We start from the raw sequence: 25,043 nt of genomic DNA, 5'->3' as shown, positions 1-25,043 counted from the left end.
AAAGGAAAACCATGGACGTGGCTGCTTCAGCGCCGGCACACGGCATCTGTTTCGACGAAGCGTTCGAGACGCTCGCGCCCGCGGATGTGCGGCGTCACCAGGACGCGTCATGGGCGCGGCAGTGGCTGCATCTGCGCGCGAGGTCCGCTTTTTATCGCGGCAAGCTCTCGCCATGGATCGGGCGCGACGACATCACGCTCGACACGCTGCAGGACATGCCCTTCACCGAGAAGGACGAGTTGCGCGTGAGTCAGGAGGGCGCCTCGCCCTACGGAAACTACGTGGCGTGCGCGGAGAGCGGCATCGCGCGGCTGCATCGGACATCGGGGACGACGGGCCGGCCGCTGATCCTCGCCAACAGCACGCGCGATGCGCAGGATATCGCGCGGGTCGGCGCACGCTCGATGTGGGCCGCCGGACTGCGGCCGGAAGACCGCGTGGTCCATTGCCTCAACTATTGCATGTGGACAGGCGGCTTCACCGATCACACGATCCTCGAAGCCACCGGCGCGACCGTGGTGCCGTTCGGCGTCGGCAGCACGCGGCTGTTGATCGATTCGATCCTGAACCTTGGCATCAACGCGATTTCATGCACGCCTTCATACCCCGCGCTCATCGAACAGATACTGCGTGAAACGGGCGGCCCCGCGCCGCGCGATCTGGGATTGAAGCTGGGTTTGTTCGGCGGCGAAGCGGGCCTCGACAACCCGGAACTGCGCGCGAGCATGGAGGAGAAGTGGGGCTTCAAGGTGCGCAACGCCAACTTCGGTTTGTCGGAAGTCCTGAGTATTCTCGGCGGACAGACCGACTGGACCAACGACCTGCTGTATCACGCAGCCGATGTCGTCTTCACGGAGATCGTCGATCCCGACACGCTGCAACGCCTGCCGATTGCCGAGGGCGTCACAGGCGAGCTGGTGTGCACGCATCTGCGCAAGCAATGTCAGCCGCTGGTGCGTTACCGCACGCGCGACGTGGTGACGGTGACCGCCGTCGAGCCCGGCCCGGATGGCCGCAGCGCATGGCGTTTTCGCGTGACGGGCCGCACCGACGACATGTTCAACGTGCGCGGCGTCAACGTGTTTCCGGGCGCGGTGCGGCTCGCGGTCGAAGCGTTGCCGCAATGGGCGTCGGGGCAGTTCCGCATCGTGCTCAAGGGCAATGGACCGTACGACCGCATCGCGATGAAGGTGGAAGCGGCGAGCGGCCTCGCCGCGCAACAGTGGCCGGAGGCGGCGCAGCGTATCGAGCACGCGGTGCGCGAACGCATCGGCGCGAGCGCGGCGGTGACGATGGTGCCATTCGAACATTTCCCGCGCACCGAAGGCAAGACGCGCTGGATCGACAAGGAGCCTGCATGAACGACGTCCTCCTGAGCGCGCACGATGCCGTGTCCATCGTCACGCTGAACCGGCCTGAACGGATGAACGCCATCGGCGGCGCGTTGCTCGACGATCTGCACGACGCGCTGCAATCCGCCAACGACGACCCGTCGTGCCGCGCAATCGTGCTCAACGGTGCGGGCCGCGCGTTTTGCGCGGGCGACGATCTCAAGGAATTCGATCTGCAAAGCGCAAGCGATGCAAGCATCCGCAGCCATATCGGACGGATCCAGCGCATCACGCGCGATCTGATGTTCAACGCGAAGCCGGTGATCGGCGCGGTGCACGGTTATGCCGTCGGCGGCGGCTTCGAATGGATGCTCAACTGCGACATGGTGGTGGCATCCGGCGATCTCGTGTGCTTTTTTCCCGAGATGGAGTGGGGGCAGTTCGTGACGGGCGGCGTGACGCATCTTTTGCCGCAGGCGCTCGGGCATCAAAGGGCGATGGAGTTGTGGCTGCTGGGCGAACGCCAGAACGCGCAAAAGCTCGCGTCGATGGGCCTCGTCAATCGCGTGGTGCCGCGCGATGCCGTGCTCGACACCGCGATGGAACTGGCGACGCGCGTGACGCAGCGCTCGGCGTCATCGGTATCGAAACTCAAGCGGCTGGTGGTGAGCGAGTTGTCGGATGCCCTCTCGCGCAGTCTCGACCTCGAAAGCGCGGCGACCATCGAGGCGTTTGCCGATCCCGACGCCGCCCGACGCGTCAAGGCGTTCGCCGCCAGAAAGGGAGCCTCGCGATGAACCCGAAAGCCCTGACCTTCGATTACTTCGGCACGCTCGTCGATGTCGATCGCGGCGGCACGGCCGGCATGGCCGAAGTGATGCGCAGGCTGTCGGTGGAAACGGACGACAGCGCGTTCGATGTGTATCTGGACTGGGACATCCGCAACGTGCGGTTGTATCGCGGGCAGGCGTACGCGCGCTATCGCGAGGTCGCGCAACAGGCGCTCGCGGCGTGTCTCGATGCACGCTGGCCCGGCGCGCGCAGCGGTCACGCCCTCGATGCGCTGACCGATCTGTTCCTCACGCATCTGGTCGAGGCCTCGCCCGCGCATGCGGACGCGCAACCGTTTCTCGACTGGGCGGCGTCGCGCTATCCGCTCATGCCGATCACCAACATGGACAGCGATCTGTGGCGGCGCACGCAACTCACGCGCTATTTCGAACACGTGACCACGGCGGAAATGGCGCGCGCCTACAAGCCCTCGCAGGCGATCTTCACGCTCGCGCTGGACCGTCTCGCGCTCGATGCCGCCGACGTGCTGCATTGCTCGCTCGCGAGCTGGGCCGATATCGACGGCGCGAAGCCGCTCGGCATGGCGGTGGCGTGGATCAATCGCGGCGGCGGCACGCTGGGCGACTGGCAGCCGCGTCCCGATTTCGAATTCGACACGCTCGCGCCGGTGCGCGACGTTCTGGAAGATCTGTCATTCACAGCGACTGGGGAAACGAGATGAAACCGATGAAAACGGCGTTGGCATTCGTTGCATGCATGGCCGCCATGTTCGGCATGGCGCGCGGCGTGACGGCGCAGGAAGTGGTGAAGATCGGCGTGGCCGGACCGCTGACGGGCAGCGGCGCGCAAAGCGGCAAGGACGACGAGCGCGGCGTGCGGCTCGCCATCGACGAACTGAACGCGAAAGCGTTCATGATCGCGGGCAAGCCCGTGCGTTTCGAACTGATCTCGATGGACGATCAGGGCGACCCCAAGGTCGGCGTGAACGTCGCTCAGAAGCTCGTGGACGACGGCGTGGCGGCGGTCATCGGCCATTACAACTCGGGCGTGAGCATTCCGGCGGCGCGCATCTACAACGATGCTCACGTCGTGATGATGACGGGCGCATCGTCGAATCCGCAACTCACGCATCTCGGCTATCCCTACGTGTTTCGCCTCGCCACCAACGACAACGTGATGGGCGGGCGCATGGCGCTCTATTCCGCGAAGGTGCTGGGCGCGCAGCGTGCCGCCGTGATCGACGATCGCACCGCGTACGGCGTGGGCGTCGCCGATGTCTTCGTCGAGAACGCGAAAAAGTCGGACATGCAGGTGGTCGCGCGGGAATACAGCACGGACAAGGCGACCGACTTCAAGGCGATTCTCACGCAGATCAAGTCGCGCAATCCACAAGTGGTGTTCTATGGCGGCTACTATGCGCAGGCCGCGACGCTCGCGCGGCAGATGAGCGAACTCGGCATCAATGCGACGCTGGTCGGCGGTGACGGCATTTGCTCGCCGGAGTTCGACAAGCTCTCGGCGGGTGTCTCGGACAAGCGCATGTTCTGCGCGCAGGGCGGCGCGCCGCTCGACACCTTGCCCGACGGCAAGAGCTTCCGCGCGCGCTTCAAGAGCGCCTTCAACGCGGATGTCGATACCTACGCGCCCGCCTTCTACGCCGCCACGCTGGTGGTCGCCGATGCGATGCAGAAGACCGGTTCCACCAAGCCCGAAGTCTTCGTCAAGGCGCTGCGCGAGCAGGCGTTCGCGAGCATTCTCGGACCCGTACGGTTCGATGCGAACGGCGACTGGGTCGATGCGCCGGTGACCGTGTACAAGCTCGACGGCGGCGCGCTCACGGCGATTGCGCAGAAGGATTGAATGCGTCGGCAGCCCTCGGGCGACGTGATTTTGTACTGATATAGTCGAAAGCGTTGCCCGACCCTTCGCAGGTTAGACATGGCCACCGTCGCGCCCGATCCCGACACCGCCACACTGGAGAGCGCACTGGCTTGCACGCGCTGGCGCAGCGCGCGCCGTCTCGCCGCCATCGAGGCGCGCGCGTGCGTGTTCACGCTGGATCGCGCCGGGCATGTGCTGGAAGGGTTCGATGAGATTGCCGCATCGCGGAGCTTGCTGGACGACTTGTTCGCGCAGTGTCCGGCCACGCGCCTCGCCGCGCTCGCGGAAGCGGCCACGTCGATGCCGGCCGAACGTTGCGCGACGCTCGCGTTGCCCGGCGGGCCCGAATCGGCGCCGCGCGCGTTTGCCTTGCGCGTCGAAGCCCACGGCCGCCGCGTGTTCCTGATCGCGCTGCACGCGAAGCCGGCCGGACCCGCGCTTGCGAATTGGATCACGCTGCTCGGCGCCACACTCGACGTGCTGTTGCAGCGCACCTTCGATCTCGCCGCCTACGACACGCTCGTCGAGGAGCAGCGCGCGATCATCGATCATATTGGCGACGGGCTGATGGTGGTCGGTCAGGGTCAGGTATTGCGGCATGTCAATTCGGTCGCGGGGCGTATTCTCGGCATCGATCCGAAAACGAGCATCGGCCGCACGCTGACCGAGGTGATCGACTTCGAGCCGATCATCGCGCCGATCTACCGGACCGGCGTGGGGTATGTGGACCGCGAGCTCATCATCGATTCGCCGGCGCGTCATCTGCATCTGCTGGATACGGCCATTCCCATCAAGAACCGCTGTGGCGAAGTGGTGTCCGTCGTCAACACCTTCCGCGAGATGCGGCGCGTGCGCAAGATCGCCGGCCGCTATGCGGGCAATCATGCGCGCTTCACCTTCGATAGCGTGGTGGGCTCGGCGGGCGGCATGCAGCACGCGCTCGATGCCGCGAGGAAGGCGGCGCGCGGTGCGTCGAACGTGCTGCTGTCGGGCGAGAGCGGCGTCGGCAAGGAAGTGTTCGCGCAGGCCATCCACAACGCGAGCGTGCGTGCCACGCAGCCGTTCATCGCGATCAATTGCGCGGCGCTGCCGCATGCGCTGATCGAAAGCGAGCTGTTCGGTCATGCGCCGGGCAGCTTCACGGGCGCGGCGCGCGACGGACGCCCGGGCAAGTTCGAATCCGCCGATGGCGGCACGGTGTTTCTCGACGAAATCTCGGAGCTGCCCATCGACGTGCAGGCGAAACTGCTGCGCGTGCTGCAGGAACGCGAAGTGACGCGCATCGGAGACACGCGCGGCATTCCGGTGGACGTGCGCATCGTGTGCGCGAGCAATCGCGATCTGGCGTCGATGGTGCGCGACAAGACGTTCCGTGAGGACCTTTACTATCGGTGCAATGTCATCGAGATCGTCATTCCGCCCTTGCGCGAGCGCAGCGCGGACATTCCCGCGATGGCCGCGTTCTTTCTCGAACGCTACTGCACGCGCATGCACAAGCCGACGCCGCTGCTGAGCGATCAGGCGATGAAACAACTTCAGGCGCACGACTGGCCGGGCAATGTCCGGGAGCTCGAGAATCTCGTCGAGAAACTAGTCAATTTCAACGAGGGCGAGTGCATCGCGGACGTGGCTTCGTTCCTGCATCGCGAGGCCGCGGCGGGTGTTGCTATCGATACGGCGCGCGAGCCTGCGCGCGCGGAACCCGTTTCATTGATGCACGCGGAAAGACAGGCGATCGAGACCGCGCTGGTCGCGTGCCGCTACAACGTCACGAATTGCGCGAAGCTGCTCGACGTGTCCAAACCAGCCTTGTACGCCAAGATGAAGCGGCATGGCATCCGGCTTGAAAGGTCGATCAAAAGCTGGACGTGAAACCTGCTCGAAATCATCCCTGCGCCCGGTTTAATTTTTTCGATTCCCTGTCGTTAACGAGAAAGTCTGCGCTGGGGAAAGAGGTTAGGCGGTAATCGTGTTCGATCCATGAGCCAACTTCGTTTCAACCCGTCATCGGCGCATATCGCCGCAACTCTTACTGGCGGGTGATGATGCTCAACAATCCGATCAAATACTCCTTTACCCCGGCCGACGCGCAAGCAATCGAGCGAAGCATGGGGCGAATCGCCTTCGCGCCCGATGGCAGCATTCTTCGCGTGAACGAGCGATTCCTGGACCTTTTCGACTACAAGGGTTGGGAACTCGTCGGACGCAATCGCAGCATCTTCAGGCCGCATGCAACGGGTGCGAGCGCGCCGGACCAGATCGACACCGTGCTGGAAACCGCCGAGGCGTTCTTCGGCGAGATGCAGCAGTTGAAGCGCGATGGCACGTCCTTCTGGACCGAAGTCTCCTGCATACCGATCGCAGCCAAGAACGGCGCGGTGGCCGAGATCGTCATGCTGGTGCGCGATGTCACCGCCCGCATGATGTCCGCCGCCGATGAAGCCGGCCAGATCGCCGCCATCAACACTTCGCAGGCCGTCATCCATTTCGCGATGGACGGCACGATCCTTCAGGCCAACGACAAGTTTCTCGATGCAACCGGCTACGGACTCGATGAAGTCGTCGGCCGGCATCACCGGATGTTCGTCGCCGCCGACGAGGCCATCGACCCGTCCTATGCCGCGTTCTGGGCGAGTTTGCGCGACGGCTCGCACGCGTCCGGCGAGTACCGGCGATTCCGCAAGGACGGGCAGGCCGTCTGGCTGCGCGCGACCTACAATCCCATTCTCGATCTAGAAGGGCGTCCGTTCAAGATCGTCAAATATGCCGTCGATGTCACATCGGAGAAGCAGCAGAACGCCGATTTCGAAGGCCAGATTGCCGCGATCGACAAGTCGCAATGTATCGTGACCTTCGCGCCGGACGGCACCATTCTCGATGCCAACCGAAACTTTCTCGAAGCAGTCGGTTACACGATGGAGGAACTCGAAGGCCGCCATCACCGCATGTTCGTCGATCCCGCCTACGCGCATAGCCTCGACTACGAGATCTTCTGGAGCGATCTGGCAGCCGGCCGTCATCGCAGCGGCGAGTTCCGGCGCATCGGCCGCGACAAGCGCGACATCTGGCTGCAGGCGATCTACAGCCCGGTGCTCGATCAGGAAGGCCGGCCCTTCAAGATCGTCAAATACGCGACGGTGGTCACGCGCGAGAAGCTGCGGCAGGCCGACCATCAAGGCCAGATTGCGGCGATCCACAAGTCGCAGAGCGTCGTTGCCTTCAATATCGACGGCACGGTTCTCGACGCCAACGACAACTTCCTCGACCTGACGGGCTACCGGCTGTCGCAAGTGATCGGCCGCCATCATTCCATGTTCGTCGCGCCCGAGGAAAGGGAAGGCGAAGACTACGGGAAGTTCTGGCAGGCGCTCGCCGCGGGTGAGTATCAGGCGGGCGAATTCAAGCGCGTGGGCCGCGATGGCCGGGAAATCTGGCTGCAGGCTTCCTACAATCCGATCCTCGACATGAACGGGCGCACCTTCAAGGTGGTCAAGAACGCCGTCGATGTGACCGAGCAGAAGTTGCGGCAAGGCGATTACGAAGGACAGATCGCCGCGATCAACAAGTCGCAGAGCGTGGTTTCGTTCGACATGGAAGGCAATGTGCTGGAAGCGAACGACAATTTCCTCACGCTGATGGGCTATACGCTCGCGCAGGTCATGGGCCGGCACCACAGCATGTTCGTCGACAAGGATTCCGCCGCGCACGCCGATTACGCGCGCTTCTGGGGCGATCTGCGCGAGGGCAAGTTCCTGTCCTCGAAGTTCAGGCGCATTGCCGCGAACGGGTCCGAAGTCTGGATTCAGGCGTCCTACAACCCGATCTACGACCTGAACGGCAAGCCCTTCAAGATCGTCAAGATCGCCACCGATATCACCGCCGACGTTTCGCTCGCCGCCGATCTCTCGCGCGCTCAGAAAGAGGTGCAGCACGACCCGGCGACCGGCCTGCCGAACCGGCTCGGCCTGCGCAAGTTCATGCGTCAGGTGCTCTCGGCGACCGATAGCGAGCTTGCGCTGTTCTACCTCGATCTCGATCACTTCAAGCCGATCAACGATACCTTCGGCCACGATATCGGCGACCTCGTGCTGCGCACCGTCGCGGCTCGCCTGACGGGCGAGGTGACGGAAGGCCAACTGGTCGCGCGGATCGGCGGCGACGAGTTCGTCGTCGCGGCCTCGAACCTTTCGCGGCCGCAGGTGGTCGAGCTTGCGGAGCGGCTCATCGAGTCGGTGTCGCAGCCGATCGCGCATGGCGAGCGGTGGCTCGAAGTCGGCCTGTCGATCGGCATCGCGTTGACGCCGCAGGATACGCTCGAAGAAGACGAACTGTTCCGCTTCGCCGATGTCGCGCTCTATCGTTCCAAGGGCAACCAGCGCGGCACCTTCACCTTCTACGCCGAGGACGCGGAAACCTCCGCCGAGACCGAGCGGCATCTCGCGCACGACATGCTGATCGGCATCAAGGCGCGCGAGTTCGATCTGGCCTGCAGCGTGCGCTGCTCGGCGACCCACGCGATCGCGGTCGAAGTCCAGCCGTGGTGGAATCACCCGACGCTCGGGCGGATCGGCAAGGAAACCTATCTGCGCGTGGCCGAGCAAAGCGGTCTGGTCGTTCCGCTTGGCGACTGGATCCTGCGCGAGGCCTGCATGCTCGCCACGCGCCAGCCCGAGATCACCGTTTGCGTGCCGGTCTATCCGAAGCAGCTTCTGACCAGTGACTTCGCCGAGACGCTCACGCTGGCGTTGCGAGAAAGTGGCGTGGACGCGCACCGTCTCGAACTGCGGCTCGAACGCGGCACCGCCCGCGTCAACACCGAAAGCCTTCGCTCCGATCTTCTGAAGCTCCGCGCGATGGGTCTGGAAGTCGTCGCCGATAGCGTGCTGGCCGGCGAGAATGCGCTTTCGAACCGCGCAAGCTGGAGCATGGACCGGGTGATGGTCGACGCGCGTCTGGGCGCCATCCTGAAGCGCCAGGGGCATCCGCTCGCCGCCGAGATCGCGAAGATCGAGGCGGACGACGTCAAAGCGACGATCCGTGGCAAGCGTTGCTTCGAGATCGACGCGAGGGCGGCGCTGCACAGCTTCGTGATGCTCGATACGACCAACATGTCCGACCTTGCGGCAGTGCTCGGCGTGAGGCAAGCGACTGCCGCGTGAGAGCAAGCGCTAGCGCTTATCGATCACCCGCGCGATCCGGCTTCCGGAGAACTGGATCGCCTGCACCAGCAGCACGATGACCACGATCGTGAACACCATCGTATCGGTCTCGAAGCGGAAGTATCCATAGCGGATCGCGAAGTCGCCGATGCCGCCTCCGCCCACCGCGCCGGCCAGCGTCGAGAAAGACAGGAAGCTGATCGTCGCGATCGTCAGCCCGTACACGATGCCCGAGCGCGCCTCCACGAGCAGCACCTTGAAGACGATCTCGGGCAAGGTGGCGCCCATCGAAACGGCAGCGGTAATCACGCCGCGATCCACATCGAGCAGCGATTGTTCGACGAGCCGCCCGTAATAGACGATCGCGACGATCGACAGCGGCACCGAAGCCGCGACCGTGCCGAGCGAGGTTCCCAGCAGAAAACGCGTCACCGGAATCAGCGCGACGATCAGGATCATGAACGGGAACGAGCGCACGATATTCACCAGCACGTCGAACAGCGCGAACAGCCGTGGACGTTCGATCAAACCGCCCTTGCGCGTGAGATACAGAAACGTGCCGACCGGTATGCCGATGAGAACCGCCGCGCCCAGCGCAATGCCCACCATCAAAAATGTTTCGCTCAGCGACACGAGCAATTCGGGCAGCCGGTGCGCGATATTCTCGACGGCTGCATGGATGGAATCAGGCATAAGCGCGCCTCGCTTCGAATGAGTTGTCGATAGCGCCATCGCGATGACGCGTGAGCAAACGGCCGATATCGCTCACCGGTCGATAGGCATGGTTGGCAAGCGCGAACGTCTCCACGAGCCGTCCCGCTTCCATCACGCCGACCTTGTTGCATATCTCGTTCACGATCGACATTTGATGCGTCACGATCACGACCGTCACGCCCAACTCGCGGTTCACCTTCAGCAGAAAATCGAGAATCTCCTGCGACGAGTGCGGATCGAGCGCCGATGTCGGCTCGTCGCACAGCAGCACCGAGGGACGATTCGCCATGGCGCGCGCGATCGCCACGCGTTGTTTCTGACCGCCGGAGAGCGTCGCCGGATAGGCATCGAGCTTATCGAGCAGACCGACGATGGACAGACACTCGCGCACCCGCGCCTCACGTTCGGCACGCGGAACGCGCGCTATTTCCAGCGGAAACGACACGTTCGCCGCGACCGTCTTGTTGTTGATGAGATTGAAGTGCTGAAAGATCATCGCGATGGATTGCCGCGTCCGGCGCAGTTCGGCGGGCGGCATGTCGGTCAGATCGCGGCCCTTGAGTCGCACGCTGCCGCTCGTCGGCCGATCGAGCAGGTTCATCAGGCGGATCAGCGAGGATTTGCCCGCGCCTGAAAAACCGACGATGCCGAAGATATCGCCTTCGCTCACCTTGAGCGATACATCGGCCACGGCTTCGACGCGTTGATCGCGCGTTTCATAAACCTTGCCGACTCTGTCTAGTTCGAACATGCGCGCCTCTCGAATGGAATGTCGAAATGTCGGTTGATCAGAACAGCGGCTTTACCGAGTCGCCGAATTTCTGCGTCATGAACTGGCGCACTTCCGGCGTGGTGAGCGCCTTGGCGAGCTTCTGCACGGCTTCGTCGTTCTTGTTGTCGGGACGGGCGACGAGACCGCTCGGGAAGCGATCGACTTTCTCGGTGATGAGCGCATCCTTCGCCGGGCTCATGCCGAGTTGCAGGATATAGGCGGCGTTGATCGCGACGAGATCGGCATCGTCGAGCGTGCGCGTGAGCATGAGCTGATCGACTTCGCGAAACTTGAAATGATGCGGATTGCTTGCGATATCCGCCTGCGTCGCCTTGATGCCCGCGCCGGGACGTAGGGTAATCAGGCCATAGTCCGCGAAGAGTGCCAGCGAACGGCCGCTGTTGGCGGGATCGTTGGGAAACACGATCAGGCTGCCGTCGGGTAAATCCTTGACCGATTTATAGCGCTTCGAGTAAGCACCGAACACCGACGTGAACACAGGAACCACCGGCACCAGATGCGTCTCATGATCGTGATTCGATTGATCGAGATAGGGGAAATGCTGGAAGAAATTCGCATCGAGTTGCTTCTGGTCGGTCAGCGGATTGATCTGCACGAAGTCCGTCATTTGCACGACCTGAACATCGACGCCTTGCTGCTTCAGATCGGAGTGATCCAGCGCAAACTTGAGAATATCGGCGTAGGGCGCCACGCCGCCGGTCGCCACTTTGAGCACACGCGGTTTGGTGGCTTGCGCGCTCGCGCTGGTCGCGAGCAGTCCGCTTACGAGTGTGGCGAGCGCGAGTTTGAGTACGGTGCGGTGGAGCATGAGCGTGTCCTATCGGCCTTTGATAAATAGTTAGAAATTTCGCCGATCCCGCGTCGGCACATCGAGCCCGAGATGGTCGCGCAACGTGGTGCCTTCGTATTCGGTGCGGAACAGGCCGCGCCGTTGAAGTTCGGGAATGACGTGATCGACGAAATCATCCAGACCGCCCGGCAGATACGGCGGAAGAATGTTGAAGCCATCGGCGGCATTGCTTTCGAACCAGTGCTGCAAGCGGTCGGCCACCTGCGCCGCAGTCCCGATAACCGTGTGATGCCCCGCGCCATTGCACACGTGTCCGTACAGTTGCCTGACCGTGAGATTGTTTCTGCGCGCCAGATCGAGAAGCAGCTTTTGCCGGCTGCGATGGCTTTCGGTGACGGGCAACTCGGGCACCGGGCCATCGAGCGGATACTCGGACATATCGACGCCGATCAGCGTCGATAAGATGCCGAGCCCCGCATCGGGATGAATGAGTTCGAGCAGCGCACGATGTTTCTCCGCGGCTTCTTGCTCCGTGCGCCCGATAAACGGCTGTATGCCCGGCAGAATCTTGACGGAAGAGGGCGCGCGGCCGAGCGCTGCGACCTTGTCTTTGAGGCGCGTGTAATACGCCTTGGCTTCATCGAGCGTTTGCGCGGCGACATACACGGCGTCCGCCGTGGCGGCGGCCAGTTCGAGACCGTCATCGGACGAACCCGCCTGAAAAAGCACCGGATGCCCTTGCGGCGAGCGCGCGATATTCAACGGACCGCGTACCGAAAAATGATCGCCACGATGATCGAGCACGTGCATCCTGGCGGGATCGAAATAGCGGCCGGTGTGTTTGTCGCGCACGAATGCATCGTCGTCCCAACTATCCCAGAGGCCTTGCACGACCGACACGAATTCGCGCGCGCGGCTGTAGCGGCTGGCATGATCCGGATGATGCTCGCGACTGAAGTTGCGCGCCTCGCCATCCGTGAAGGAAGTGACGACGTTCCAGCCCGCGCGCCCGTGACTCAAGTGATCGAGCGTGGCGAACTTGCGCGCGACGTGATACGGCTCGTTGTACGTGGTCGATGCCGTCGCCGCCAAACCGATTCGCGATGTGACCACGGACAGCGCGGACAGCAAGCCGAGCGGCTCCAGATTGACGGTGATCGGCGAGCGGCTCAGTTGCTCGGTGGTTTCGCGTTCGCGCAGGCCGACGGCATCGGCGAGAAACAATACGTCGAACTTGCCGCGCTCGGCCGTCTGCGCGAGTGTGCGATAGACGTCGAAATCATGGTCGCCGCCGAGTTTCGCATCGGGATGACGCCAACCCGCCGTGTGATGGCCGTTGGGTTGAAGCAGCGTCGCAAGATGCATGCGACGATTCCGCGCGTCGGTCATGGAGTCGGTCTCGTGGAAGAAGCGGGGCGGGGAGAGGGTCTTTCAAGACTGAAATTGCAGGATGGGTTCAAAGTCTAGGCAAGGGATACGCGTGACCCAACCAAGCAATTTCGCTTAGCTTTGCGATGCCAAAGGAATGTCCACGGAGTCGAAGCGGGGCTTAAGAATCCACGCAAGCAGCGATAAGCTTTTCGCTCATCGCACTTAGCGTGGTTATCGCAACTAGCGTGACGCCGATATCACGCTCTCGCGAGCGGTTCGTATGCCTTTTCGGGTATGTCTGCGAGTCTGGACGTGTGAATCTGCCGGCTGACGCCATAGAACTTCTGGAAGCTCATGATCAGCGGCGACCACTTGTCGGGATCGATTCGATTGGCGTGACCTTCCATAAGCAGGTCGGGATGAACATGCACGCGCTTGATTCGCACTTCGATCAGACTCAGGAAGCCGCGCAGTTCGTCATTGTCTTCACCCATGCCATGTGTCGCGGCGACGACCGCTTCGAGCTGGATAGGGCACTCGAGCGCGCGCGAAGCGCCGACGGTGTCCGACGCCACTTTCGTCATGCCCGCGCGGCCGAATTTGTCGGGCTCGTAGACATAGCCCAAGGCTCGTTTGAAGTCGGAAACAGGATACGTGCCGGTCGTGCGCGCGATGCGATCGACCGCGCCCACTTCGCTGACCGATGGAAGATTCAGCACGCATTCGCCGGTGCGAAGCAGGTTGCGCGTGGTCTGCGATGCGGACGCGATACCCAGCACGCCTCGCCAGCCGAGCCAGAAAGCCGACGAGTTGGGCGCAAGATTGTGCGTACCGTCTTCGTTGACGGTGCTGATCAGAACAACGGGGGTGCCGAGATAGAGGATGTGCGGTTCGGCGACGACGTGGGGTGCATTCATGGGTTTCGTTCTCCGAGAGTGGATGGTTCATGATGCGGCCGGGTCTCGCCGGATACGCTCCGGTTCTTGCTGTGTTAATTCGTTCAGAACGGAGCAGCGTTGCCGTTAACATGAACAGGAAGCACGATCACGGCTTCCGTTTCAAGAATGTTCAGCCCGCCTCGTGCGGGCTGTTTTTTTGAGTGCGAGACGAAAGCGTTCGTAAATTGACATAAGACAAATTAGCGGTAATTTTGATTATCTCAGCCACATTGAAATGTCCCATCTCACCGAGGCTCGCGTTCTCCCTCGACCAACCCCGACAGCCAGTCCCGAAACGTCCTCAACGATTTCATCCCCGCCGAAGCCTCCGGATAAACAAGGTAATAAGCCTTGGGATAAAGCCAGACCCGATCCGACAACACAACGAGCCGTCCCGCCGCCGTCTGATCCGCCGCCATGTATCCGGGCAGCAACGTCACGCCGAGTCCCGCCGCCGCCGCGTTCATCGCCATCGACATGATTTCGTAGCGCGGTCCTTCCTGTCCCGCTTCGCCCGCGATGCCTTCGCGCTCGAACCAGCCTTGCCACGCATCCGGCAAGGTCAGATGCTGAATGAGATCAGCGCGCGGCGTGCTCGCGCCGAGCCTCGCGCCATGCCGCTCGATCCACGACGGCGCGGCATACGGCAAAAGCTCCAGCGGCGCGATGAATTCGCAGTGCAATCCCGGCCGCTGCCCATCGCCGAATTCGAGCGATGCATCCACGTTCGTCGAGGCGAAATCCACCGCGCCCACCCGAGTGCGCAGATTGAGCGTGATCTCGCCATGTTCCCGCGTGAACGCAGGCAGGCGCGGAATCAGCCAGTAATTGCCGATCGACGAACCCACCGACAGCGATAACGCGCCGCCACGCCCTTTGAGCGCCATCACGTTGACGGTGGCCCGTTCGAGCCGTTTGAGCAGCGGCTCGATTTCCGCGATGTACTCGCGCCCGGCGTCGGTGAGCGTCATCGCGTCGCGGCGGCGCACGAACAGCGCCACGCCCAGACGGTCTTCGAGCATCTGAATCTGCCGGCTCACGGCACCTTGCGTGAGATGCAGTTCGCGCGCCGCCGCCGTGAAGGAACGCAGGCGCGCGCTGGCTTCGAAACACAGCAAGGACTGCGTGGATGGCGCGTGGAACATGAGATGGGATCAAAAATAAAACTCATGTTAGCGCGGACAAAAAAGCCTGCTTCCGGCCTCCCGCCCGCAGTTGCATGATTTTTTCTCACGCTGACCGCAGAATTAATGGTTTGTCGCGCGCTTATTGCCGCTCCATCATCGTTTCCATCTGCCACACGGAAGCCATGAAGACATGCTGGATCTCGTCATAGAAAACGGCACGCTGATCGACGGAACGGGCGAGGCGCGTCGCGCGTGCGACATCGGCGTTTCAAACGGGCGCATCGCGATAGTCGGCCATCTGCGCGCAACGCCCGCGCGTCATCGCTTCAATGCGGAGGCGCGCATCGTCGCGCCCGGTTTCATCGACGTTCACACGCACGACGACCGTCTGCTGCTCGATCCGGTCACGGGCGCGCATCCCAAACTCTCGCAGGGCGTGACCACGGTCATTACCGGGAATTGCGGCATCAGTCTGGCGCCGCTCGTCACGCAGCGTCCGCCCGCCCCGCTCGACTTGCTCGGCGACGACGCCTGGCGCTTCACGCGTTTCGCCGATTACCTCGATGCCCTCGAAGCCTCGCAACCCGCGCTCAACGCCGCGTGTCTCGTCGGCCATTCGACCTTGCGCGTGCGCCACGTCGCGGACCTGGACCGCCCCGCTACGTCCGACGAAACCGCGCACATGGCGCACGATCTCGCCGATGCACTCGAAGCCGGCGCGCTCGGTCTTTCGACCGGCCTCTACTATCCACCCGCACGCGCGGCCAGCACGCAGGAAGTGATCGACGTGGGCCGTCCGCTGAGCGCCGCACGCGGCATCGTGACCATGCATCTGCGCGACGAAGCCAACGCCATCGACGACGCATTGCGCGAGGCGCTGCATATCGGCCGGGAACTGGCCATCGACACCGTTGTTTCGCATCACAAACTAGTTGGCCGCGACAATCACGGCCGCTCCGCCGCGACGCTCGCGATGTTCGAGGACGCGGCCACGCATCAGTCCGTCTGCTTCGACTGTTATCCGTACAACGCGTCATCGACCATGCTGCTGCCCGCGCGTGTGAAGCAGTCCGACGACGTGCTCATCACGTGGTCGAAAGCCGATCCGTCCGCCGCCGGGCAATCGCTGTTCAAGCTCGCTGAGACCCGCGACGTGCCGCCCGAAGAACTCGCGCGCCGCCTCGCGCCTGCGGGCGCGGTGTACTTCGCCATGAGCGAGGAGGACGTGAGCCGCATCCTCGCGCATCCCATGAGCATGGTCGGCTCGGATGGTCTCGCGCACGATATTCAGCCGCATCCGCGTTTGTGGGGCGCTTTTCCGCGCGTGCTCGGCCATTACGCGCGCGAGCGGCAGTTGTTTTCGCTCGAAACCGCGATCCACAAGATGACGGGCTTGAGCGCGCGCCGTTTCGGGCTGCACGAACGCGGCGTGATCGCGGCGGGCCGCTGCGCGGACATCGTCGTGTTCGATGAACAGCGTATCGCGGATCGCGCCACGTTCGAGCATCCGACGCGTGAGAGCGCGGGCATCGACGCGGTGTTCGTCAACGGGCGCCTGGCCTATCGCGATGGCGAACCGTGCGACGTGCATGCAGGACAAGTCATTCGCCGCAATCGCTGAAACTTTTATTCGGAACGCTAAATGTCCTCAACAAGCGAACACGCCGCCCTCGCGGTTTCCGGCACGCGTCTGTCGCCCGCTTATTCGGGCGCGCGCAAAGCCTTCCTGCTCGTGATGCTCCTTGCATCGTGGATACTCGCCAACGCCGACCGCATGGCGATGAGCATTTCCATCGTGCCGATCACGCAGGACTTCAATCTCGATGCACGCTCGGCGGGCCTCGTGCTGAGCGCGTTCTACGTGAGCTATTCGCTGATGCAACTCGCCGCCGGATGGCTCGGCGACCGCTTCGGTTCGCGCATCGTGCTGGTGTTCTCGGTCGCGTGCTGGTCGGTTTTCACGAGCATGACCGGCTTCGCCTCGACGTTCGCGGCGCTGTTCGCCATTCGCGTGTTGTTCGGCATCGGCGAAGGCGGTTTCGGACCGGCCAGCACGGTGACGATCGCGGAAGCGTTTCCGCTGGCCGAACGTGCGCGCGCCAAGTCGCTCGTGATCGGCGCGACGTTTCTCGGCAGCGCGGTCGGGTCCAGCGCGATTGCCGCGTTGATCCACGCTCATGGATGGCGCTATGCGTATCACGTGTTCGGGGTCATCGGCATCGCGGTTGCAATCGTGCTGTGGATGGCGATCAAGCCAGCGTCACGTCGCGTTCGCACGTCCTCGCAGCCGGGGTTCCGCGCGCTGTTCAAAACGCCCGTGCTGCGCAAGACCATGCTGATCTTTTTCTTCAGCAACATCGTCTATATCGCGCTGATCTCGTGGATGCCCGCGTTCCTCATCCGCACGCGCCATATCGATATCCTGCACGCGGGGCTGGCATCGTCGGTGCCGTATCTCGTTGCCTTCGCGTGTCTGAACGGCGTGGGCTGGCTATTGGACAAGGCAGGCGCGGGCCGCGAACGCCAATTCATGGTGACGGGCGGCGCGATCATGACCGTCTTTCTCGCCGCGATGGCGCTGGCCGATTCCCTCACCTCGCTGCTTGTTTTATGGACCTTGTGCCTCGTCGGCTACACGATGGTGTACGCCACCGTGTTCGCGATTCCGCTCAAGCATGTTCAGGATGCATCGATCGGCACGGCGGCGGGCATCATCAATTTTGGCGGACAGGTCGCGGCGGCGATTGCACCGTTCATGATCGGCGCGCTGGTCGATCTCACGCCGGGCCGCTATCTGTGCGCGTACGCGGCGTTGCTGGTCGCGGCCCTCGGCACCGTGCTGGTGGCGCTGACGTGGCGGCCGGGCAGCGCGTCATGAAGCACGAATGGCCGATGGTCGAAATCATCAGTTATCCGGACGATGCGCATGCCGCGTTTCATCTGCTGCGCACGTGCCGGACGCTCATCGCGCGCGGCACAGATGCAATCGTTCTTTCCGGCGCTTCGGAGCCTGCCCTGATCGCGGCATTGCAAACCGAACTCGATGTCCCGGTGCGCGATATGCACGCGCCGCTGAGTCACGGCGACTTGCAAAGCTGGGCGAGACACGCGCTTGCCGAACGCGCGGCGCAACGCTTTCGGCTGGGCATCGTCGGGGGAATCGGTCCGGCGGCGACGGTCGATTTCATGGCCAAGATCGTGCGCCATACCCCGGCGCGCACGGACCAGCAACACGTGCGGATGCTGGTCGATCACAACCCGCAGATTCCCGACCGCACCGCGCATTTGCTGCATCGTGCCGCCGATCCGTCGATGGCGTTGTTCGCAGCATGCGTGCGGCTGGAAGACGGCGGCGCGAACGCGATTGCCATGCCGTGCAATACCGCGCACGCGTTCGTCGGCCGGATTCAGCCGCATCTCGGCGTGCCCATCGTCAACATGCTCGATGAAACCATCGCGCATATCGTCCGACGTCACGGCGAAGGAATCCGCGTGGGTCTGCTGGCGACATCCGGCACGATCGAAAGCCGCGTCTATCCCGACGCGGCGGGTTCGCGTCTCACGATCATCACACCGGATGCGCCCTTCCAGCGGCGCGTGATGAACGCGATCTACGGCCCGAACGGCGTGAAAGCAGGCGCGAGCGTTGATGCATGCCGCGCCGACATCGACGCCGCCATCGCGCATCTCGCCGCACGTGGCGCGCAGGTCATCGTGCTCGGATGCACGGAGCTTCCGCTCGTCATCGCCGAAACCGATGCTCACGCGGTGAACGGCGCCACGGTCGCGCTCGTGGACCCGACGAGCGTGCTCGCTCGGCGTTGCGTGCAGTTGGCGACGAACGCGCCCTGACGCATTTGTTCTTTTTTTAAACCAGGCGATGCAATTCGGCGTGGCACGATCACGGGACAATCGCGAGTAGAAACCCAGCCAACGGAACAAGCGAATCGATATGCGGATCATGGTTTTGGGCGCGGGCGTCATTGGCCTGACGAGCGCTTATTTTTTGAATCGCGCCGGACACGACGTGCTCGTCGTGGACCGGAATTCAAGCGTCGCGAGCGAAACGAGCTTCGGCAATGGCGGCCAGCTTTCGTATAGCTATGTCGCGCCGCTGGCGGGTCCGGGCGTGCTTTCGAAACTCCCCGCATGGCTGATGCGCGCGGATTCGCCTGTGCGCTTGCGCCCTTCCATCGCGCCGGAACAATGGTCGTGGTGCATGCAGTTCGCGCTCGCCTGTACGCGCAAGCGAAGCGAACTGACCACGCGCGCCCTGCTCTCGCTGTCGTTTCTGAGCCGCGAACTCATGCATGAAATTGTCCGCGATGAACCTTCGCTCGATTTCGATTTTCGGCGCTCCGGCAAGCTCGTCGTGCATCGCGATGCACACGCCATGCAAGGCGCGATCGATCAACTCGCGTTCCAACGCGCGCTTGGCTGCGAGCAGGAAGCGCTGGATGCCGATGGCTGCATCGCGCTGGAACCGGCGCTCGCGGGCATTCATGCGCAGATCGCGGGCGGCATTCTGACGCGCAGCGAGGACAGCGCCGATTGCCATTTATTCTGCACGGGGCTCGAAGCGATTCTGCGCGCGCGTGGCGTGCAATTCGCGCTCGATACACCCGTTGACGCGCTGACCGTTTCCCGCGCGGGGCATGTCGTGGCGCACAGCGGCGCGAGCGCGCTCGACGCCGAGCAGATCGTCGTCGCGACCGGCGCGGCGGCGCGGCAGTTGCTTCGTCCGCTCGGCGTGCGTGTTCCGGTCTATCCGCTCAAGGGCTACAGCCTGACGTTCGCACTTGGCGATGACACGCGCGCGCCATCGATGAGCGTCACCGATTTTTCGCGCAAAGTCGTCTATGCGCGCCTCGGCGACCGGCTGCGCGTGGCCGGCATGGCGGATCTCGAAGGCTATTCGCTGGCAGTCGATGCCGCGCGCATCGCCACGCTGTACAAAGAGACGGCCGCGCTGTTTCCGGAAGCGGCGGCATCGGCCGGACACGTGCGGGAATGGGCTGGGTTGCGGCCTGCCACGCCGCGCGGCACGCCTGTCATCGGTCCCACGCGGTATCGAAACCTGTGGCTGAACGTGGGGCACGGTGCGCTCGGCTTCACGCTCGCGGCTGGCTCGGCTGCTTTGCTGACCGATTGGCTCGGTTCACGTCAGGATGCATCGATGGCTGAGTTGTTTGCTGTCGCGCCTTAATGGCCCATGCGTTTGCGCATCGCCCGGCAATGATCGACGAGATTCGCTTGCGTGAGGACGTAGCGCTTCAGCGGTGTATCGATATCGTAGAAATAGATGCTCGCGATGAAACCATAAAGGCCCGCGTCCGTGCTTGATGGCTCCGCGCCGAACACGAACGGCCCCTTTCCGAGCACATGCGCGATCGCCTGTAGATCCGCCAGTCCGCGCGCATAGACGCCTTCAGGCTCATAACGTCCGATGCCCTGATAGCGGTAGCGCTCGAAGTTATAGCGGCGTGCGTTTTCCAGCATGTCTGCTGTCAATTCGGGATGAGTCGTGAGCAATGCGTCGCGGAACGCAGGCCAGAAGCGGTCGTCGCGCCAGCGTGAATACGACATCACCCAGTAGAGATCGTCGAGCGTGCGCCGCAAAAGCAGATCGACCGAAAGCTGTTCTGGTGTCGATGCATCGTTTAGCCGCGATCCGTGGCGTTGATTGATGTGCGCGATGATCGCATCGCTATCGCCGATGATTTCGCCGTTGTCGTCGATATAGGGGAGTTGGCCGCGCGGTGCGGCGCTTGTGTCTAATACATGTTGATGAGTGAATGGCAGGCGGCTCAAGGTCAGGAACGCGAAGACTTTCAGGCCATAGGGGTTGTTGTCTTCCAGGCCGAACAGATGAGGGTATGAGTAGAGTGTGAGCATGATGTATTCGTGGTTTGCTGTTTTGTCGTGGAAGGGGCTTCTGTTGTTTGTGATGTTTATTCAGTAGCCGCCTCCCCGGCGGGGGGGTAACTTTCTTTGCTGCTACAAAGAAAGTCACCAAAGAAAGCAGCTTTTTACCCCATGCACGATGGCTGGAAAGGGTTGGTCTGGATTAACGATACAGTGGCCGCGTTAGGATGTCCCACGTTTCGTTAAGCGTGTGGGCAACCTCGCGATTACGCGCTCTATTCCTTGAGTCTTAGTGGCCCGCAGTCATTCTTTCGGCCATGCGCTGCGCGCGCCGAGAACTTTAGAACGGAATCCCGCAGCCTATCAGCGCCCAGCCACCTCACACTTCCCCGCAAGATTGCTATTCGGCCCTACCTTGGTTAGTGCTCCGACTAAAAGGTGGCGCGCATTGGTATGCACACTTTGCCCAGAAGCGCTTACCAAGCTAGGGCCCAATGGGAGAGGTGCGATGCGGTGTGAGGTGACTGGGCACTCATACGCTGCGGGATTCCGTTCTTAAGTTCTCGGCGCGCGAAGCGCATGGCCGAAAGAATGACTGCGGGCCACTAAGACTAGAGAGTTGGAGCGATCAATCGCTAGGTTGCCTAAGCGGCAAGTCATGCGTGGCAAGTCCTATTGCGGCCACTGCATCGTTAATTCAGACCACCCTTTCCAGCCAGCGTGCGGAGGGGTAAAAGCTGCTTTCTTTGGTGACTTTCTTTGCAGCAGCAAAGAAAGTTACCCCCCCGCCGGGGAGGCGGCTACTGAATACAAAGCACAACCAACAGCAGCCCTTTGCGCGAAAGAACAAAAAAACCAAGTCAGCAACGGCTTCTGATTTATCGACCTGTTCGAATCGAGCATTCAGTTTGCCTAGCGTGTGTTGGCTCGGCGCGCTCACTCTCACACGCGGTCGATGTATGAGCATTCCTGATTATTTCGGCCAATAAAAATATTTTCATTTATTTTCAATGGCCTACGTATAAAAAAGCACCGTGCCATTCACCCTGGCATACCTCTCGCATTAGAGTCCTCGAGCGCAAAAAACCAACCGCTCTCACCCAAACCCAACCTGCTTAAAGGAGCTTCAAAATGATCACGATCGCCAACATCGCCGCTGAAAAAGACCTCGACCGTGCCGACATGGCTGCCGTCAAGGGCGGTACGTCGTTCTTCTCGAATTCCGCTGTCAACGCCAACGCGCAAATCGGCGGCGTGTCCTTCGGTTCGGCTCAGTCGAACATCGCGCCGGTCACGCAAGTCGACGCTTCGCAACACACCAGCGTCGATGCAACGACCATCAACAAGTCGCTCACCTCCATCGGCAGCCTGATGGCTGGCGTGAAGCTCTAATTCAAGGCTCCAAAGGAGACCATCATGCTGACGATCAAAAACCTGTCTGCCGAAAAAGACCTCGACCGCGCCGAAATGGATGCTGTGAAGGGCGGCTCCTCGCTGTTCTCGAACAGCGCCTTCAACGGCAATCTGCAAAGCGGCGTGTCGTTCGCCAGCCCGCAGATCAACGTCGCGCCGGTCACGCAAGTCGATGCATCGCAACACACGAATGTGGACGTGAAGAACGTCACGAAGTCGGTGGACTCGCTCGGCAGCATGCTGGGTGGATTGAAGCTGTAATGCAAACGAGAGGGAAAGCCAGCGCGCCTTCCCTCTTCTCCATTCAGTCAGCAAAATCCGTGGATGACGACAGCGCCCTCCACGCTTGCGTTTCCTGCGTCACATAAGCGTTTTTCGCGGCGATGGCCGCCAGCGTGTCCGTGCCGAGCGGGAGACGCAGCGGCGGTTCCGCTGCATCGACGAGTGTGATCAACGCCGCCGCGAGCTTGCTCGGATCGCCGGGCTGATTGTGATTCATCTGCACGGCCTTGCGGCGAACTGCGCCCGAGGTTTCGTCGTAGTCATCGATCACGTCGGGCGCGACCAGCAGCGAAGACGCATCCAGAAAATCCGTGCGGAAATAGCCCGGTTCGACGACCGTCGCGTGAATGCCGAGCGGCTTCAGTTCGGCATGCATCGCTTCCGTGATGCCTTCGACCGCAAATTTCGTCGACGAATACACGCCAAAACCCGCCGCCGCCCGATAGCCGCCGACAGATGAAATATTGATGACGTGGCCCGAGTGGTTCGCGCGCATCGACGGCAAGACGGCGCGCGTGACATTCAGCAGACCGAATACGTTCGTGTCGAACATGCGGCGGACATCCTTGTCGGCGGATTCTTCGACCGCGCCCAGCAGACCAAAACCGGCGTTGTTCACCAGCACATCGATTCCGCCAAATTTTTCGACGGCCAACTGCACAGCGGCCTTTGCCTGCGCCTCGTCGGTCACGTCGAGCGCAACAGGCAGCAGCGCGGGCGAGTCGCCCAGACGCTCGACGATGGCCGCGACGTTACGCCCTGCGGCCACGACCGCGTTGCCATCCGCGAGCGCGGCTTCGGCGATCAACGCACCGATGCCGCGCGATGCGCCGGTAATGAACCATACGCGCTTGAATGCTCCCATGATGTTTCTCCCGTGTGTGTCGATGAAGTGATGCCATCGTAGGCGCGCCGATTGACACGGACTAGCCGTATATTGACGGAGAGATAATCAACGTTTGTTTGCGAATCGGGGCTTCCGGCATGAATGAAATCCGTGCGATCACCACCTTTGTGCGTGCCGCCGCGCTCGGCAGCCTGCGCGCGGCAGCGGTCGATCAGGGCATCTCGCCGCAGGCCGCGAGCCACGCGGTCATGCAACTGGAAAAGGAACTGGGCGTGCGGCTCTTTCATCGGACCACGCGCAAGCTGAGTCTTACCGAGGAAGGCCAGCGGCTGCTCGACAGCGCGGAACCGGCGCTCGCGATTTTGTCGTCCGCGCTCGACGAGGCCCGTCGTTCGAAGGAGGAAGTGGCTGGCGCATTGCGCGTGAGCGCGCCGCGCGCGTTCGGTCTGCCGGTGCTGTGGCCGTACTTCGAGGAATTTCATCGGCGCTATCCGAACGTGCAACTCGAAGTGCAATTCGACGATCATTTCACCGATCTCGTGACCGACCGCTCCGACGTAGGATTTCGCGGCGGTCCGCCGCCTTCGGGCGGTTCGATCGCGCGGCGGCTGGTGCCGATTCAGTTGATCGTGTGTGCATCGCCGGACTATATCGAGCGTCATGGCGCGCCGCAGAGCATCGATGAACTGGCGCGGCATCGCTGCACCGGATATCGGCGTGCGAACACCGGCAAGCTCGCTCAATGGCAGTTTCTTGTCGGTGATGAGATCGTCTATCGCGACGTGGCCGCCGCCATTTGCGTCAACGATACGGAACTGGAAACGCAGGCTGTGCTATCGGGTTTGGGTATCGGGCAACTGGGCAGTTTCAATGCCGCAACGCATATTCGAAGCGGTCGTCTCGTTCCCTTGCTGGTGCCGCATGTCACGGAGTACGGAGCGATTTATATTTACTACAAGCATCGGACCGAACAGTCTTTGCGCGTGAGGAGGTTTATCGACTTCATGGTCGAGGGCATGGTGGGGAATCGAGACTTTTTTCTTGAGGCCTCGGAGCTTTGCGCGGGGTGAATGGGGTTGGGGTTTGTGTCGAATGTCTTGGAGAGCTGCTGTGGTTTGCAGCGGATATATGTCGTGCAAGGGGCTTCTCTTTTTTGTGCTGTTTATTCAGTAGCCGCCTCCCCGGCGGGGGGGTAACTTTCTTTGCTGCTGCAAAGAAAGTCACCAAAGAAAGCAGCTTTTTACCCCATGCACGATGGCTGGAAAGTGTGATCTGGATTAACGATGCAGTGGCCGCAATAGAACTTTCCACGCATATCTGATCGCTTAGGCAACCTCGCGATCACGCGCTCGAATCCTTTGGCCTTAGTGGACCGCATTCATTCTTTCGGCCACGCGCTGCGCGCGCCGAGAGCTCTAGAACGGAATCCCGCAGCGTATCAGCGCCCAGCCACATCACACCGCATCGCACCTCTCCCATTGGGCCCAACCTTGGTAAGCGCTTCTGGGCAAAGCTCGCACACCAACGCAAGTCACCTTTTGTCGGAGCACTAACCAAGGTAGGACCGAATAGCAATCTTGCGGGGAAGCGTGAGGTGGCTGGGCGCTAATAAGCTGCGGGATTCCGTTCTTACGTTCTCGGCGCGCGAAGCGCATGGCCGAAGGAATGAATGCGGTCCACTGTGCGTTGGTTATTCGAGCGCGTAATCGCAGGTTGCCTAAGGGGCAAGTTAAGCGTGGC

The 25,043-nt window shown here is 62.1% G+C and carries 21 protein-coding genes; 13 read left to right on the top strand and 8 right to left on the bottom strand.

Going from position 1 to position 25,043, the window contains the following annotated elements; genetic code table 11:
• Positions 1 to 11: 11 nt before the first annotated feature.
• From ACZCWR_RS29700 to ACZCWR_RS29675, 6 genes are all read left to right on the top strand, one after another.
• Positions 12 to 1,361, top strand: coding sequence for a phenylacetate--CoA ligase family protein (locus ACZCWR_RS29700; protein ID WP_487305244.1), 1,350 nt, complete (start codon positions 12 to 14; stop codon positions 1,359 to 1,361).
• Positions 1,358 to 2,128, top strand: coding sequence for an enoyl-CoA hydratase/isomerase family protein (locus ACZCWR_RS29695; RefSeq protein WP_487305243.1), 771 nt, complete (start codon positions 1,358 to 1,360; stop codon positions 2,126 to 2,128). The genes ACZCWR_RS29700 and ACZCWR_RS29695 overlap by 4 nt, the downstream gene beginning before the upstream one ends.
• Positions 2,125 to 2,844 carry an HAD family hydrolase gene (locus ACZCWR_RS29690; RefSeq protein WP_487305242.1) on the top strand — a complete coding sequence of 240 codons (720 nt, stop codon included), beginning with the start codon at positions 2,125 to 2,127 and terminating at the stop codon, positions 2,842 to 2,844. The genes ACZCWR_RS29695 and ACZCWR_RS29690 overlap by 4 nt, the downstream gene beginning before the upstream one ends.
• Positions 2,841 to 3,983: a branched-chain amino acid ABC transporter substrate-binding protein gene (locus ACZCWR_RS29685; RefSeq protein WP_487305241.1), complete on the top strand. Its 1,143-nt coding sequence runs from the start codon at positions 2,841 to 2,843 to the stop codon at positions 3,981 to 3,983. Before ACZCWR_RS29690 ends, ACZCWR_RS29685 begins: the two co-directional genes overlap by 4 nt.
• 78 nt (positions 3,984 to 4,061) lie before the next feature.
• Positions 4,062 to 5,876 carry a sigma-54 interaction domain-containing protein gene (locus ACZCWR_RS29680; protein WP_487305240.1) on the top strand — a complete coding sequence of 605 codons (1,815 nt, stop codon included), beginning with the start codon at positions 4,062 to 4,064 and terminating at the stop codon, positions 5,874 to 5,876.
• A 236-nt stretch (positions 5,877 to 6,112) separates the two neighbouring features.
• The gene (locus ACZCWR_RS29675; RefSeq protein WP_487305239.1) at positions 6,113 to 9,163 is read left to right on the top strand and encodes a sensor domain-containing protein; all 3,051 of its coding nucleotides are present in this window, start codon (positions 6,113 to 6,115) and stop codon (positions 9,161 to 9,163) included.
• 9 nt (positions 9,164 to 9,172) lie between these two features.
• Here the strand turns inward: ACZCWR_RS29675 and ACZCWR_RS29670 are convergent, their stop codons facing one another.
• The 6 genes from ACZCWR_RS29670 to ACZCWR_RS29645 all read right to left on the bottom strand — a co-directional run bounded on the left by ACZCWR_RS29670 (position 9,173) and on the right by ACZCWR_RS29645 (position 14,914).
• The gene (locus tag ACZCWR_RS29670; protein WP_487305238.1) at positions 9,173 to 9,856 is read right to left on the bottom strand and encodes a methionine ABC transporter permease; all 684 of its coding nucleotides are present in this window, start codon (positions 9,854 to 9,856) and stop codon (positions 9,173 to 9,175) included.
• A complete protein-coding gene (locus tag ACZCWR_RS29665; RefSeq protein ID WP_487305237.1) occupies positions 9,849 to 10,628 on the bottom strand; it encodes a methionine ABC transporter ATP-binding protein in 780 nt (259 codons plus the stop codon). Before ACZCWR_RS29665 ends, ACZCWR_RS29670 begins: the two co-directional genes overlap by 8 nt.
• A gap of 37 nt (positions 10,629 to 10,665) precedes the next feature.
• Positions 10,666 to 11,478 (bottom strand): MetQ/NlpA family ABC transporter substrate-binding protein, encoded by an 813-nt coding sequence (locus tag ACZCWR_RS29660; RefSeq protein ID WP_487305236.1) that lies wholly within the window; start codon positions 11,476 to 11,478, stop codon positions 10,666 to 10,668.
• A 30-nt stretch (positions 11,479 to 11,508) separates the two neighbouring features.
• Positions 11,509 to 12,849: an LLM class flavin-dependent oxidoreductase gene (locus tag ACZCWR_RS29655; RefSeq protein WP_487305235.1), complete on the bottom strand. Its 1,341-nt coding sequence runs from the start codon at positions 12,847 to 12,849 to the stop codon at positions 11,509 to 11,511.
• A 239-nt stretch (positions 12,850 to 13,088) separates the two neighbouring features.
• Positions 13,089 to 13,748, bottom strand: a complete 660-nt coding sequence (locus ACZCWR_RS29650; RefSeq protein ID WP_487305234.1) for a flavin reductase family protein — start codon at positions 13,746 to 13,748, stop codon at positions 13,089 to 13,091.
• A gap of 266 nt (positions 13,749 to 14,014) precedes the next feature.
• The gene (locus ACZCWR_RS29645; protein ID WP_487305233.1) at positions 14,015 to 14,914 is read right to left on the bottom strand and encodes a LysR substrate-binding domain-containing protein; all 900 of its coding nucleotides are present in this window, start codon (positions 14,912 to 14,914) and stop codon (positions 14,015 to 14,017) included.
• A 172-nt stretch (positions 14,915 to 15,086) separates the two neighbouring features.
• Between ACZCWR_RS29645 and ACZCWR_RS29640 the strand changes: the two genes are divergently transcribed.
• The 4 genes from ACZCWR_RS29640 (at position 15,087) to ACZCWR_RS29625 (ending at position 20,102) form a co-directional block, all read left to right on the top strand.
• The gene (locus ACZCWR_RS29640; protein ID WP_487305232.1) at positions 15,087 to 16,517 is read left to right on the top strand and encodes an N-acyl-D-amino-acid deacylase family protein; all 1,431 of its coding nucleotides are present in this window, start codon (positions 15,087 to 15,089) and stop codon (positions 16,515 to 16,517) included.
• A gap of 21 nt (positions 16,518 to 16,538) precedes the next feature.
• Positions 16,539 to 17,774 carry an MFS transporter gene (locus ACZCWR_RS29635; RefSeq protein ID WP_487305231.1) on the top strand — a complete coding sequence of 412 codons (1,236 nt, stop codon included), beginning with the start codon at positions 16,539 to 16,541 and terminating at the stop codon, positions 17,772 to 17,774.
• Positions 17,771 to 18,748 carry a cysteate racemase gene (gene cuyB / locus ACZCWR_RS29630; protein WP_487305230.1) on the top strand — a complete coding sequence of 326 codons (978 nt, stop codon included), beginning with the start codon at positions 17,771 to 17,773 and terminating at the stop codon, positions 18,746 to 18,748. Before ACZCWR_RS29635 ends, cuyB begins: the two co-directional genes overlap by 4 nt.
• A gap of 100 nt (positions 18,749 to 18,848) precedes the next feature.
• Positions 18,849 to 20,102: a D-amino acid dehydrogenase gene (locus ACZCWR_RS29625; RefSeq protein ID WP_487305229.1), complete on the top strand. Its 1,254-nt coding sequence runs from the start codon at positions 18,849 to 18,851 to the stop codon at positions 20,100 to 20,102.
• Here the strand turns inward: ACZCWR_RS29625 and ACZCWR_RS29620 are convergent.
• Positions 20,099 to 20,791 carry a glutathione S-transferase C-terminal domain-containing protein gene (locus tag ACZCWR_RS29620; RefSeq protein WP_487305228.1) on the bottom strand — a complete coding sequence of 231 codons (693 nt, stop codon included), beginning with the start codon at positions 20,789 to 20,791 and terminating at the stop codon, positions 20,099 to 20,101. The genes ACZCWR_RS29625 and ACZCWR_RS29620 overlap by 4 nt on opposite strands.
• A 1,101-nt stretch (positions 20,792 to 21,892) precedes the next feature.
• Between ACZCWR_RS29620 and ACZCWR_RS29615 the strand changes: the two genes are divergently transcribed.
• Positions 21,893 to 22,153 carry a hypothetical protein gene (locus tag ACZCWR_RS29615; protein WP_487305227.1) on the top strand — a complete coding sequence of 87 codons (261 nt, stop codon included), beginning with the start codon at positions 21,893 to 21,895 and terminating at the stop codon, positions 22,151 to 22,153.
• A 24-nt stretch (positions 22,154 to 22,177) separates the two neighbouring features.
• Positions 22,178 to 22,435 (top strand): hypothetical protein, encoded by a 258-nt coding sequence (locus ACZCWR_RS29610; protein WP_487305226.1) that lies wholly within the window; start codon positions 22,178 to 22,180, stop codon positions 22,433 to 22,435.
• 43 nt (positions 22,436 to 22,478) lie between these two features.
• Here the strand turns inward: ACZCWR_RS29610 and ACZCWR_RS29605 are convergent, their stop codons facing one another.
• A complete protein-coding gene (locus ACZCWR_RS29605) occupies positions 22,479 to 23,321 on the bottom strand; it encodes an oxidoreductase (RefSeq protein ID WP_487305225.1) in 843 nt (280 codons plus the stop codon).
• 119 nt (positions 23,322 to 23,440) lie between these two features.
• On the opposite strand from ACZCWR_RS29605, the gene ACZCWR_RS29600 reads away from it, so the two are divergent.
• Positions 23,441 to 24,373: a LysR family transcriptional regulator gene (locus tag ACZCWR_RS29600; protein WP_487305224.1), complete on the top strand. Its 933-nt coding sequence runs from the start codon at positions 23,441 to 23,443 to the stop codon at positions 24,371 to 24,373.
• Positions 24,374 to 25,043: the final 670 nt, after the last annotated feature.

This window comes from Caballeronia sp. A2-2 (assembly GCF_057612605.2).
This window is presented reverse-complemented; position numbering and strand designations above follow the sequence as displayed.

Coding starts and splice junctions, on each gene's coding strand:
- ACZCWR_RS29700 (WP_487305244.1), top strand. CDS start 12: ATGGACGTGGCTGCTTCAGCGCCGGCACACGGCATCTGTTTCGACGAA.
- ACZCWR_RS29640 (WP_487305232.1), top strand. CDS start 15,087: ATGCTGGATCTCGTCATAGAAAACGGCACGCTGATCGACGGAACGGGC.
- ACZCWR_RS29660 (WP_487305236.1), bottom strand. CDS start 11,478: ATGCTCCACCGCACCGTACTCAAACTCGCGCTCGCCACACTCGTAAGC.
- ACZCWR_RS29615 (WP_487305227.1), top strand. CDS start 21,893: ATGATCACGATCGCCAACATCGCCGCTGAAAAAGACCTCGACCGTGCC.
- cuyB (WP_487305230.1), top strand. CDS start 17,771: ATGAAGCACGAATGGCCGATGGTCGAAATCATCAGTTATCCGGACGAT.
- ACZCWR_RS29695 (WP_487305243.1), top strand. CDS start 1,358: ATGAACGACGTCCTCCTGAGCGCGCACGATGCCGTGTCCATCGTCACG.
- ACZCWR_RS29670 (WP_487305238.1), bottom strand. CDS start 9,856: ATGCCTGATTCCATCCATGCAGCCGTCGAGAATATCGCGCACCGGCTG.
- ACZCWR_RS29680 (WP_487305240.1), top strand. CDS start 4,062: ATGGCCACCGTCGCGCCCGATCCCGACACCGCCACACTGGAGAGCGCA.
- ACZCWR_RS29605 (WP_487305225.1), bottom strand. CDS start 23,321: ATGGGAGCATTCAAGCGCGTATGGTTCATTACCGGCGCATCGCGCGGC.
- ACZCWR_RS29655 (WP_487305235.1), bottom strand. CDS start 12,849: ATGACCGACGCGCGGAATCGTCGCATGCATCTTGCGACGCTGCTTCAA.
- ACZCWR_RS29620 (WP_487305228.1), bottom strand. CDS start 20,791: ATGCTCACACTCTACTCATACCCTCATCTGTTCGGCCTGGAAGACAAC.
- ACZCWR_RS29665 (WP_487305237.1), bottom strand. CDS start 10,628: ATGTTCGAACTAGACAGAGTCGGCAAGGTTTATGAAACGCGCGATCAA.
- ACZCWR_RS29675 (WP_487305239.1), top strand. CDS start 6,113: ATGGGGCGAATCGCCTTCGCGCCCGATGGCAGCATTCTTCGCGTGAAC.
- ACZCWR_RS29650 (WP_487305234.1), bottom strand. CDS start 13,748: ATGAATGCACCCCACGTCGTCGCCGAACCGCACATCCTCTATCTCGGC.
- ACZCWR_RS29600 (WP_487305224.1), top strand. CDS start 23,441: ATGAATGAAATCCGTGCGATCACCACCTTTGTGCGTGCCGCCGCGCTC.
- ACZCWR_RS29610 (WP_487305226.1), top strand. CDS start 22,178: ATGCTGACGATCAAAAACCTGTCTGCCGAAAAAGACCTCGACCGCGCC.
- ACZCWR_RS29625 (WP_487305229.1), top strand. CDS start 18,849: ATGCGGATCATGGTTTTGGGCGCGGGCGTCATTGGCCTGACGAGCGCT.
- ACZCWR_RS29645 (WP_487305233.1), bottom strand. CDS start 14,914: ATGTTCCACGCGCCATCCACGCAGTCCTTGCTGTGTTTCGAAGCCAGC.
- ACZCWR_RS29635 (WP_487305231.1), top strand. CDS start 16,539: ATGTCCTCAACAAGCGAACACGCCGCCCTCGCGGTTTCCGGCACGCGT.
- ACZCWR_RS29685 (WP_487305241.1), top strand. CDS start 2,841: ATGAAACCGATGAAAACGGCGTTGGCATTCGTTGCATGCATGGCCGCC.
- ACZCWR_RS29690 (WP_487305242.1), top strand. CDS start 2,125: ATGAACCCGAAAGCCCTGACCTTCGATTACTTCGGCACGCTCGTCGAT.